Source organism: Bacillus sp. NPDC077027 (assembly GCF_050269555.1).
In the GTDB taxonomy this organism is placed as follows: Bacteria; Bacillota; Bacilli; order Bacillales; family Bacillaceae; genus Bacillus.
Genome location: NZ_JBNNIO010000002.1, coordinates 498,399 through 509,336 on the forward strand (window position 1 = coordinate 498,399; position 10,938 = coordinate 509,336).

Sequence of the window (10,938 nt, forward strand, 5' to 3'; positions counted from 1 at the left end):
TATGAACATTGAAATGCGTAACATCCATAAAGCATTTGGAAATAACAACGTTCTCTCCGGGGTCTCCTTTGACCTCGTGACAGGAGAAGTACATGCACTCATGGGTGAAAATGGCGCTGGAAAATCAACACTTATGAACCTATTAACAGGACTTCATAAAGTAGATCAAGGATCGATGAAAATCGACGGAAAAGAAACCGCTTTCAAAGACCCGAAAGAGGCTGAAGAAAACGGCATTGCCTTCATTCATCAAGAGATGAATATTTGGCCAAACATGACTGTTCTTGAAAACCTATTTATCGGCAAAGAGATTTATTCTAAGTTTGGCATTCTTGATACAAAGAAAATGAATTCACTCGCAAAAGAACAGCTAGATCGTCTGTCAGTGAACCTTTCACTTGATCAAGAAGCAGGCACGTGCTCAGTTGGTCAAAAGCAAATGATTGAAATTGCCAAAGCCTTAATGACCGATGCAAAGGTCATCATCATGGATGAACCAACAGCTGCACTCACTGACAGAGAAATTGAAAAGCTTTTCCACGTCATTGAATCATTAAAAAAACAAGGCGTATCCATCGTTTACATTTCACACAGAATGGAAGAGATTTTCACAATCTGTGACCGTATCACCATTATGCGAGATGGAAAAACCGTTGATACAAAAGCAATTCCTGAAACAAATTTTAACGAAGTCGTCAAAAAAATGGTTGGCAGAGAGTTGACCGACCGCTATCCAGAACGCACTCCCTCCTATGGTGAAGTCGTCTTAGAGATAAAGAATGCAACAAAAAAAGGCGTATTCCACGATATTCAGTTTTCAGTAAGAGCAGGCGAAATCGTCGGAGTAGCTGGACTCATGGGAGCTGGACGTACAGAAATTATGCGTGCTCTCTTTGGACTGGATACCCTTGATAATGGGGAGATCTGGGTACATGGTAAAAAAGCGTCCATCAAAAAACCAAACGATGCAGTCAAGCTTGGAATTGGATTTATTACTGAGGATCGCAAGGATGAAGGACTTATTCTAGATGCATCTATTCGTGAAAATATTGGTCTGCCGAATTTAGAAAGCTTTTCACCAAAAGGGATGATAGATAAGAACACTGAACAGAAGTTTGTCGATCTTCTCATTAAACGGCTGACGATTAAAACAGCCTCCTCAGAAACATCGGCACGAAACTTATCTGGTGGTAATCAGCAAAAGGTCGTCATCGCTAAATGGATTGGAATCGGTCCTAAAGTACTCATCTTAGATGAACCAACAAGAGGTGTCGACGTCGGAGCGAAACGCGAAATTTACAACTTAATGAATGAGCTAACAGATCGCGGCGTTGCCATTGTCATGGTGTCATCTGAATTACCTGAAATTCTTGGGATGAGTGATCGTGTCCTTGTTATTCATGAAGGAGCAATCGGTGGCGAAATTGACGGAAAAGAAGCGACACAAGAACGTATTATGACACTAGCTACAGGAGGGAAGTAACATGAAACCACTCACATCAAACGGACGCTTTGACAACATCATGCAGAAGCTTGGACCATTCCTTGGACTAATCATTCTTGTTGCCATCGTTTCCATTTTAAATCCGGCATTTTTAGAGCCATTAAATATTTTGAATCTACTTAGACAAATCTCGATTAACGCTTTAATCGCCTTTGGTATGACTTTCGTTATTTTAACAGGAGGAATTGACCTGTCTGTTGGAGCTATTCTAGCACTCTCAAGTGCACTTTCAGCAGGGTTTATCGTCTCTGGTATGGACCCAATTTTAGCGATGATCGTCGGCTGTATCATCGGTGCATTTCTTGGCATGATAAACGGTCTTTTAATCACAAAAGGTAAAATGGCACCTTTTATTGCAACACTCGCAACTATGACAATTTTCAGAGGACTTACACTCGTCTATACAGATGGGAATCCTATTACTGGTCTTGGTTCAAACTATGCATTTCAACTATTTGGGCGTGGCTATTTCTTAGGCATCCCCGTCCCAGCTATAACGATGCTGATCACATTTATCATCCTATGGGTGATTTTACACAAAACACCGTTCGGCAGAAGAACATATGCAATCGGTGGAAATGAAAAAGCAGCTCTCATTTCAGGCATTAAAGTGCCACGTGTCAAAATAATGATTTATTCTTTAGCTGGATTGATGTCAGCTCTTGCTGGCGCTATTCTTACCTCTCGTTTAAACTCGGCGCAGCCGACAGCAGGTACATCATACGAGCTTGATGCCATTGCCGCAGTTGTCCTTGGCGGGACAAGTCTATCTGGCGGAAGAGGACGAATTGTCGGCACACTTATAGGGGTTCTCATTATTGGTGTTTTAAATAACGGAATGAACCTGCTTACCGTATCATCATTTTATCAATCTGTCGTAAAAGGGGTCGTCATTCTCATTGCCGTCCTTTTAGACAGAAAGAAATCAGCATAAGGAGGCGGCTTCTATGAAAAAATATCTTATTCTCATCCTGACTCTATCATTGTTTATGCTCTCTGCCTGCTCGCTTGAACCACCACAATGGGCGAAATCATCGAAACAAGGCAAAAAGAAGGATTTTAAAATTGGTCTTTCTGTTTCAACCTTAAACAATCCATTTTTCGTATCCATGAAAAATGGGGTAACCAAAGAAGCGAAAAAGCTTGGTATCGAAGTTGTGATTGCTGATGCACAAAACGATTCAGCAAAACAAACAAGTGATGTAGAAGATTTAATTCAACAAGGGGTAGATGCGCTGCTCATTAACCCTGCTGATTCATCAGCCATTTCCACAGCTGTCGAATCGGCAAATGCATCAGATATTCCAGTTGTTACCCTCGACCGCTCAGCCGAAAGTGGGAAAGTCGAAGCGCTCGTTGCATCAGACAATATCAAAGGTGGCGAGATGGCAGCTGACTTTATCATCGACAAGCTTGGCAAAGAGGCAAAAGTCGCAGAACTAGAAGGTGTCCCAGGAGCTTCCGCTACACGTGAACGTGGAAAAGGCTTCCATCAGATCGCAGATAAAGACTTAGATGTTGTGGCAAAACAAGCAGCCGATTTCGATCGAACAAAAGGCTTAAATGTCATGGAAAACCTTCTACAAGGAAATCCTGACATCCAAGCAGTTTTTGCCCATAATGATGAAATGGCACTTGGTGCTTTAGAAGCCATTCAAAGCTCTGGCAAAGACGTTCTCGTTGTAGGCTTCGATGGAAATGAAGATGCAATCAGCTCCATTAAAGCTGGCAAGCTCTCTGCCACAGTGGCACAGCAGCCAGAACTCATCGGCCAACTAGCAGTCCGTGCTGCAAATGATGTACTAACTGGCAAAAAAGTTGAAAAAAATATTGCTGCTCCATTAAAACTAGAGCAAAAGAAATAAATGCAGACTGTCCAATTGACAGAGCAAATAAATAAAATAGTTGAAACGGCTTTAGCCCTGTATTCGGGCTAAAGCCGTTTCATTTTTCTTGTAGTCAATCATCATTGTAAAGGTTTAACGATATTACGTTGAAGCTCCCTACATGTTTCCTCAAAATGACTTCAAATGTTCATTCTCTCATTTTTTGAAAACCATTTTTTAGGCATATAAACTCTCTCCAGTTTTAATTTCTTCTGTCTACTTTTAAGAGAGCATATCATATCAGTTGCAATGGACTTTTTACAAATATTTGTTTTAAAAATAAAAAAGTAAATATCATTACTTTAAATAAAACTTAATGATGAAAAATATTGTTGACTGAGAATAAATTACCATATACACTACAGAGAATTAGGAGAGAAGTGTCCACTTTATGACTGAGTATCGGTGGTATAGCACAAGTAAAGAATGATAGACGTAACTTCACTGTAGATTATAGTGCTCAAGGAAAGACAATAAAAGCGGGTGCACAAACCTCTAATTGGACAATTCACGGTGTGAATGTTTCAGGATCTTGGAATCCAGACTATAAATAATTAAAAAGGAGACAATACGACTTTAGTGACGTTCGTATTGTCTTTCATAATTAAGAGGAGATAAGTTTATGTCCGAATTAAGAAAATTATTGAAGAATAAATTGTTATACATTGTATTATTCATATTATTTTTGATTGCTTTAGGTAATGCAATAGCTGGTTATTTTCAATATCAAGCAGACCATTCATTGTATACCCGTTTATATAGTGATTTTCCTGATGCTATTGCAATGTTATCAGCGCATCAAAACTGGATGGGGTTATCTGATTCTTTTTTTTCTTCGTTTTTTTATTTTGTTTTTCCTCTAATTGTTGGAATTCCCGTTGTTGATACAATTTTTAAGGAAAAGAATTCAGGATACATCAACTACATCCTAACGAAAGAAAGCAGATTGAAATATTATAGTAAGAAGTTTATATTCACTTATTTTACTGCTGTCATTCTATTTTTATTTCCTTTAATATTAGGACTTGTTTTGTCTAATCTTTTAATAGGACAGTGGAATTTCACGGCATATACGGATGTCTACCAAAAAGTGATGCATGGTACCGCAGCGTTTGCTGATAATGTATTTGATGGACATAAAATGGACTTATTTTCGAATATATTAGCTAAATCCCCATATTTGTACATTTGTGTATATTATTTATTAGGTGCTATGTACGCAGGGATGTATGTATGTTTTGGACTAGCTGTTTCGCTATTTTTAAAAAATAGATACATTGTGCTTTTCACACCGCTTCTCCTTTACTTAGGAATATGGCTTATATGCAGTATGATAGGTACGGTTTTTATCGATCCGTTTAATTTTTTAGACCCAAGACAGCCGATAAACAATCTATCTTATTCTCCTTTTTATATTGATTTTATTATTGGAATGCTGGTCACATCAGTCATTTATATCATAGGGGTGAAAAAACATTCTGACGCAATTTAATTACGTTTTTATAGATTTAAAAAGAGAACGTAAAAGATTCTTCTTATCCATTAGTTTGTTTATTGTCATTTTAAGCATGTCGGTTGTCCCGATTTCATCATTTAGCACCGCAACATTTTCTAACTTTACAGATATTCTGCTTTTTTTTAGATATGATTTTTCATTTGGTCCGCTATTTATGATTATCCTGGCTACGTCAACATCTTTTCAAATGAATGAATGGATGATCTTAAGACGATTCTCATCAAGAAAACAAATCGTATTTTATAAGATCAATATGATTTTTGGATATTCATTTTTATATTCTTCTATATTATGCTTATGGGCAGTTGCGATATATAAAATAATTAGTTACTTATATTCAGAGGGAATAAGTTTTCAGGCATTGCTGACCTATTCCCCAGCAATTAATGAGCAATCTTTTGTTGTCAGTTTATCTTTTTTTATCACTTATTTTTTGGTCACTTTTTTGATTGGGATACTGTTTGTTTTCTTTGTAGAAATGTTCTCTAATAAAACGCTTGTCATCCTTCTTTTAATCTGTCTAATGATTATTGATAGAATAATAACTGGATTTATATCCTTTTATCTGAATTATGGTTATCAATATTCCCCTTTTCAATCTTTTTTAGAGCTCTCTTGTATCATTTTTATTTTAATTTTTTTGACTAGATGGTTGACACTAGATTCTGACTATATGGAGACCTAAATGAATGAAAATATTAAAACTTGAATGTCAGCGTTTAAAAATAGACATAGTTAGAATTTCTTTCATTATTCTTTTGCTACATCTCATTAATACAATCATTTTTATAAAGAATTTAGATGTTTTAATGGGAGAATCAAAAGACGCATTTACTCTATTATTTAGTTCTTCTCATGAAACATTGATGAACTGGATGTATTGGTTGTCCTTTTGTGTAGGATATATTATTTGCTTGCAAATTCTTTGGAAAAATGATGTGCATATGTTTGAAATAAATATAGTTTTAAGATTAGGTCAGTGGAAAAGTCTCTGGTTCGCCAAGTTTATTATTGGTATATTATTTACGCTTTATTATGTTTTTAGTGCAGTATGTGTAGCCATCGTTTTATTTAAATGTTTTCATATAAAACTTCAATTTGATTTAAGTTGGTTTTTTATTTTTGTCTGTTTGACTGTTAGTTTATTTATTCATGGAATTTTATGGTTAATATTAAAAAATCACTTGAAAGTAGAAGTAGCAAACATTGTGATACTAGGTATGTTATTTGCAGGTATAAAACTAGAAGAACCATATATTCCTCTATATTACGGCATGTATACAAATCTAGGGGGCAACTTAATTGCCGTTCTTTTAGAACTTATCATGATTTGGTTACTCATGATTTACGTCATAGTTCATGCAAAGAAAATTGATTATGTATAAAAAGGAGCTTTACCATGGCAAAAATTGAACTAAATGCAGTGTCAAAAGTGATCAAGGGTCAAACTGTGTTAGAAGATATACATCTCTCATTGCAACAAGGAAACATAATAGGATTTGTTGGTCATAATGGTTCTGGAAAAACAATGCTCTTTCGGGTGATTGCAGGATTGGTGAAACCTACAAAGGGTGAAGTGAAAATATCAGATCAAATTTTGCATAAAGATATTTCATTTCCAAATAGCATTAGTGTTCTTTTAGAGAAACCAGGTTTTTTAGAGCAATATAGTGGATTTGACAACCTGAAATTTCTAGCAGAAATTCAAAATCGTATAGATGATCATCAAATTAAACAGGTCATTGAAAGTGTTGGTCTCGATCCTAATGATAAACGGGGAGTCAAAACATATTCTTTAGGGATGAAACAAAAATTAGCAATTGCCCAAGCGATCATGGAAAAGCCCGATATTATTTTATTGGATGAGCCAATGAATGGGCTTGATGAAGATGCGGTTAAGAATGTATATCAATTGATCCGAGAAGAACATAAACGAGGAGCTACAATTTTATTAACATCTCACCATAAAGAGGATATTGAAGAATTATGTCACATTGTATATAAAATGAATTCAGGCAAAGTTCATCCGATAGATAATGAATAGGCGAGTAAACAGTGGCAATAAAACGTCTTTAGCTCTGTAATCCTTTGGGCTGATGCCGTTTCATCTTTCTTGTAGTCGACCTTCATTGGCGGTATTCAGTTCCCCATAATTAATATATCCGATAGGTTGAACGTACAAGATTTTTCAAGCAGATAAAAAACTCCCTTAAAGATACAGCTTCTGTCTCTTTAGGGGAGCATAACACTCAATGCTATTCAGGTCTTTTTAACACAAAGGCATCACCTAAATGTGCATAATCATTGCCGGCTAAACGAGCGATGGGCTTCAATACATCTGTCGCAATGTACCCCTTCTTCGCATCATAGACCGCTTCATCTAAATGTGCACAAACGACACGTCCAATCAAGTGATCAACGGTTGTTTCTCCTTCGTCATTTTGAAAGGTGATATGCTTCATTAGCTTGCACTCAAAACGGATGCGTGCCTCTTTTACACCTGGTACTGTAATGACTGTACTCTCAATCGTATGCAAGTGTGTTCGGTTAAGCTCACTCTGGTCTCGACTCAGTGTAGCAGCAGTTTGATTCACATCCTCAATGATTTGTTCATCACTGACATGTACAACAAATTCTTTTCTGTCTGTGATATGCTGTGCCGTATCTTTCATCACGCCATTTGGCCGTCCAATTGAAACAGCTAATAGTGGTGGATTCGCACTGACCACATTAAAAAAACTAAAAGGTGCCGCATTTAGCACATTCTCTTTTGATAGACTTGTGATAAATGCAATAGGTCTCGGAACAATAGAACCCGATAATATTTTATATGCCTCTTTTTGAGATAGCTCGTTCATTTGTAATGTAATCATTTCATCGTCTCCCCTTATCTGTCGTCATTATATCCAATTAACGCTCAAAATTAAAAGCGTTTACTCCATCTCCACTCTGTGCAGTACATGGTGAACGAGATGACAGCAGTCATTAATTCAGCAAAGGTCGGAATACACATATCCCGTCTTTTTTAATGTAGAATATGACTGGGCCCAGCAAATTGCACATGCACGGCATTTTCCAAGATGATCAATAAATGCAATCATTCACTGTATCCGCTTGAAGGCGTGGTGAGTGTGGACTGTCAAATGCTCATAAAACGTTATAAAAGTCGAATGGGGATGAAATTGTAGGATTGAAGATAGGAGACGATGAAATGAAATCATATATTGAGTTAATCACCGCCATGGTCAGAACCGGTATTTTAGGATTTGGCGGCGGCCCTTCTGTTATTCCTTTGGTTCGCCATGAAGCAGTGGTGAAATACAAATGGATGGATGATGATGAATTTGGCGAGACGTTAGCCATCGCAAATGCCCTTCCAGGTCCAATTGCGACTAAAATGTCCGCATATCTTGGGCATAAACTAAAAGGCATTCCAGGAGCGATCATTTCGACAGTAGCACATATTTTACCGTCCTGCCTTGCTATGGTTGCGCTTGTTACTCTTGTCACTGTTTTAAGCACCTCTCAAATCGTTCAGAATATGATTGGTGCGGTGACACCTGTGATTGCTGTCCTTCTGGGCATGATGGCATATGAATTTGGACAAAAGGCATTAAAGGGCTTCGGTCTTGTACTTGGTGTGATTTTTTTTATCCTTGCATTTGTTGGTCTTCAAGTATTGTCCATTCATCCTGGCATCATTGTCATCATCTCCCTTCTCTATGGTGCTTTTCATTTTAAGCTAAAGGACCGATGGAAGAAGGCAAATGATGAGAAAGGAGTGTCATCATCATAATGTTATTTTTCTTTTTATTTTGGGCATTTTTTATCTCAAATTTACTTGGATATGGCGGCGGTCCTGCATCTATACCACTGAATTATGAGGAAATCGTCAACCATTTTCATTGGATGACAAACGAAGGTTTTTCAAACATGCTTGCCCTAGCCAATGCGTTGCCAGGACCCATTGCCACTAAAATTGCGGCATATGTCGGCTATGATGTCATGGGGTGGCCAGGTTTTATCGTGGCACTACTCGCTACAGTTTTACCATCAGCCATTGCATTCATCCTCTTGTTAAAGCTGATTGACCGTTTTCGTCAATCTCCTGTTGTCAAAGGAATGACGTTATCTGTACAACCTGTCATCGCTATGATGATGCTCCTGTTAACATGGGAAATAGGCGGTGATGCAGTGAAATCGATTGGCTGGTATCAATCTCTTGCGATTGCAGCGATCTCTTTCATCTGTCTGACGAAACTGAAAATGCACCCTGCATTTCTCATCCTTGCTGCCTTTCTATATGGCGGCTTCATTCTACCACATTAAAAAAACCGGCCTTGGGCCGATTGAAATAGGATCAAATAAAGATTGGTGTGATGGGTCGTCTACCAATCGAATGGTATTCTACACCGACACGTTCTGCCACTTCGAGTGAATGGCAATTCCGTCCGTCAAAAATAATAGGTTGCTTCATGAGGTTCCGGTATTGATGCAAAGGATATGTTCGAATGTCCTGCCATTCTGTTAAAATGCAGGCAGCATCTGCCCCCTCAATCGCTTCGGTTAACGTTTGAGCAAACACGACATTTTCAGGTAGCTCCTTCGCTGCCTGACTCATTGCGACAGGGTCATATGCAATGAGATGAGCGCCAAGGCGATGCAATTCATGGGCAATCGGAATAGATGGCGCCTCTCTCATATCATCTGTATTCGGCTTAAAGGAAAGCCCGAGCAGCGCAATACGTTTCCCTTCTAATGAATGCCCTAACCTATTTTGCAGCTTGCGAATGAGTAATGTTTGCTGCTCATTGTTTACCTTGATCACCGCTTTTAACAATTCAAAATCATGGGAAACATGCCCTGCTATTTGTACAAGTGCGTTTGTATCTTTTGGAAAGCAAGAACCACCATATCCGATCCCAGCTCGTAAAAATGAAGCGCCAATTCTTTTATCAAGCCCCATCCCACACGCCACCATTTCTACATCTGCTCCGGTCTTCTCACAAATATGGGCAATCTCATTCATAAAGCTAATTTTTGTCGCAAGAAACGCATTCGATGCATATTTGATCATTTCAGCGCTTTTTCGATCGGTCATGACAAATGGAATATGAAAAGGCGCGTACATTTTCTCCAATTGAACAAATGCTTCCGCTTCCTCTGCCCCAATGACCATTCGATCAGCCCGCAATGTATCCTCAACAGCTGATCCTTCTCTTAAAAATTCTGGGTTTGATACAATCAAAAGTGGATCGTTTCGCTCCATCTCTTGATTCACAAGGATGTCAATTTGATCTCCTGTACCAACAGGCACTGTGCTTTTGATGACGAGAATCGCACCGTCTTTTGCCCAACGTCCCATCTCCGTTGCCGCCTGAAAGACATATTGTAAATCGGCTTGACCATCTTCTTGTTGAGGTGTTCCAACGGCAATCATAAGTACGTCCGCTTTTTTGTAAGCTGTTTGACCAGCTACTTGAAAGCAAAGTCTCCCCTTTTCAACCTGACGCCTCAGCATGATGTCAAGACCTGGTTCATAGATAGGTGACTGCCCTTGCTTTAATTTGTTGATTTTCTGGTGATCAATATCTATACATGTCACTTCATGTCCAGCTTCTGATAGACAAATTCCCGTCACAAGACCTACATAACCGCAGCCTGCAATGGCGATTTTCATCAAAAATCAGCCCCCTATACTCCTTCTGCTTTTAATGTCATCGTATGATTGAAAGGGCCCACTCATTCATCAAAAGCATATAAAAACCCCCTGCTGGGAAGCAGAGGGTCACGATTATGAAACAAGACCATTTCGAATATGTGCAATTAGGTTTTCAAGCATTTCTTTTGTCGTGAGATCATTTGAATTTTCACCAATATCATGAGCGTACATCAAAATTTTCAAAAATTCTTCTTGATTCAAACCCTTATTATTCATGTCTATATCCTTTCAAATCCACTAATTTCATTATTATATGCTGTAAGTTTGGTTTATGCAATAGTCTAATACATAATTCGACATTCATTCATTT

At 38.2% G+C, this 10,938-nt stretch carries 11 protein-coding genes and 1 pseudogene; 9 read left to right on the top strand and 3 right to left on the bottom strand.

The features are described 5' to 3' along the window. The first annotated feature begins 1 nt into the window (after nt 1). From ACQKEZ_RS08070 to ACQKEZ_RS08095, 6 genes are all read left to right on the top strand, one after another. Complete coding sequence (locus tag ACQKEZ_RS08070) at nt 2-1,483, top strand: sugar ABC transporter ATP-binding protein (protein ID WP_427299787.1); 1,482 nt, start codon at nt 2-4, stop codon at nt 1,481-1,483. Nucleotide 1,484: 1 nt separating this feature from the next. Beyond that, the gene (rbsC, locus tag ACQKEZ_RS08075) at nt 1,485-2,438 is read left to right on the top strand and encodes a ribose ABC transporter permease RbsC (protein WP_427299788.1); all 954 of its coding nucleotides are present in this window, start codon (nt 1,485-1,487) and stop codon (nt 2,436-2,438) included. 13 nt (nt 2,439-2,451) lie between these two features. After that, complete coding sequence (gene rbsB / locus ACQKEZ_RS08080; RefSeq protein ID WP_427299789.1) at nt 2,452-3,369, top strand: ribose ABC transporter substrate-binding protein RbsB; 918 nt, start codon at nt 2,452-2,454, stop codon at nt 3,367-3,369. Nucleotides 3,370-4,012: 643 nt separating this feature from the next. Beyond that, nucleotides 4,013-4,882, top strand: a complete 870-nt coding sequence (locus ACQKEZ_RS08085) for an NADH dehydrogenase FAD-containing subunit (protein WP_427299790.1) — start codon at nt 4,013-4,015, stop codon at nt 4,880-4,882. 713 nt (nt 4,883-5,595) lie between these two features. Beyond that, on the top strand, nt 5,596-6,291 hold the full coding sequence (locus ACQKEZ_RS08090; protein ID WP_427299791.1) for a hypothetical protein: 696 nt from the start codon (nt 5,596-5,598) through the stop codon (nt 6,289-6,291). Between the two features lie 14 nt (nt 6,292-6,305). Continuing rightward, complete coding sequence (locus tag ACQKEZ_RS08095; protein ID WP_427299792.1) at nt 6,306-6,950, top strand: ABC transporter ATP-binding protein; 645 nt, start codon at nt 6,306-6,308, stop codon at nt 6,948-6,950. A 211-nt stretch (nt 6,951-7,161) separates the two neighbouring features. Here ACQKEZ_RS08095 and ACQKEZ_RS08100 read toward each other — a convergent pair whose 3' ends face one another. After that, nucleotides 7,162-7,779, bottom strand: coding sequence for a flavin reductase family protein (locus ACQKEZ_RS08100; RefSeq protein WP_427299793.1), 618 nt, complete (start codon nt 7,777-7,779; stop codon nt 7,162-7,164). An 87-nt stretch (nt 7,780-7,866) separates the two neighbouring features. Here ACQKEZ_RS08100 and ACQKEZ_RS08105 point away from each other — a divergent pair. From ACQKEZ_RS08105 to ACQKEZ_RS08115, 3 genes and pseudogenes are all read left to right on the top strand, one after another. After that, nucleotides 7,867-8,094: pseudogene (locus ACQKEZ_RS08105) on the top strand (AsnC family transcriptional regulator); the annotation flags it as partial. 23 nt (nt 8,095-8,117) lie between these two features. Then, entirely contained in the window at nt 8,118-8,702 is a 585-nt protein-coding gene (locus tag ACQKEZ_RS08110) for a chromate transporter (RefSeq protein ID WP_427299794.1), read from the top strand. Continuing rightward, nucleotides 8,702-9,235: a chromate transporter gene (locus ACQKEZ_RS08115; RefSeq protein WP_427299795.1), complete on the top strand. Its 534-nt coding sequence runs from the start codon at nt 8,702-8,704 to the stop codon at nt 9,233-9,235. The genes ACQKEZ_RS08110 and ACQKEZ_RS08115 overlap by 1 nt, the downstream gene beginning before the upstream one ends. A 31-nt stretch (nt 9,236-9,266) precedes the next feature. On the opposite strand, the gene ACQKEZ_RS08120 is transcribed toward ACQKEZ_RS08115, so the two are convergent. Both ACQKEZ_RS08120 and ACQKEZ_RS08125 read right to left on the bottom strand, forming a co-directional pair. After that, the gene (locus ACQKEZ_RS08120) at nt 9,267-10,586 is read right to left on the bottom strand and encodes a UDP-glucose dehydrogenase family protein (protein WP_427299796.1); all 1,320 of its coding nucleotides are present in this window, start codon (nt 10,584-10,586) and stop codon (nt 9,267-9,269) included. Between the two features lie 114 nt (nt 10,587-10,700). Next, a complete protein-coding gene (locus ACQKEZ_RS08125) occupies nt 10,701-10,844 on the bottom strand; it encodes a hypothetical protein (protein ID WP_427299797.1) in 144 nt (47 codons plus the stop codon). Nucleotides 10,845-10,938 lie beyond the last annotated feature (94 nt).

Excerpts from the sequence above, each read along its gene's own strand:
- ACQKEZ_RS08110 (WP_427299794.1), top strand. The coding sequence starts at position 8,118 with ATGAAATCATATATTGAGTTAATCACCGCCATGGTCAGAACCGGTATT.
- ACQKEZ_RS08095 (WP_427299792.1), top strand. The coding sequence starts at position 6,306 with ATGGCAAAAATTGAACTAAATGCAGTGTCAAAAGTGATCAAGGGTCAA.
- ACQKEZ_RS08085 (WP_427299790.1), top strand. The coding sequence starts at position 4,013 with ATGTCCGAATTAAGAAAATTATTGAAGAATAAATTGTTATACATTGTA.
- ACQKEZ_RS08125 (WP_427299797.1), bottom strand. The coding sequence starts at position 10,844 with ATGAATAATAAGGGTTTGAATCAAGAAGAATTTTTGAAAATTTTGATG.
- rbsC (WP_427299788.1), top strand. The coding sequence starts at position 1,485 with ATGAAACCACTCACATCAAACGGACGCTTTGACAACATCATGCAGAAG.
- ACQKEZ_RS08070 (WP_427299787.1), top strand. The coding sequence starts at position 2 with ATGAACATTGAAATGCGTAACATCCATAAAGCATTTGGAAATAACAAC.
- ACQKEZ_RS08100 (WP_427299793.1), bottom strand. The coding sequence starts at position 7,779 with ATGATTACATTACAAATGAACGAGCTATCTCAAAAAGAGGCATATAAA.
- ACQKEZ_RS08115 (WP_427299795.1), top strand. The coding sequence starts at position 8,702 with ATGTTATTTTTCTTTTTATTTTGGGCATTTTTTATCTCAAATTTACTT.
- rbsB (WP_427299789.1), top strand. The coding sequence starts at position 2,452 with ATGAAAAAATATCTTATTCTCATCCTGACTCTATCATTGTTTATGCTC.
- ACQKEZ_RS08090 (WP_427299791.1), top strand. The coding sequence starts at position 5,596 with ATGAAAATATTAAAACTTGAATGTCAGCGTTTAAAAATAGACATAGTT.
- ACQKEZ_RS08120 (WP_427299796.1), bottom strand. The coding sequence starts at position 10,586 with ATGAAAATCGCCATTGCAGGCTGCGGTTATGTAGGTCTTGTGACGGGA.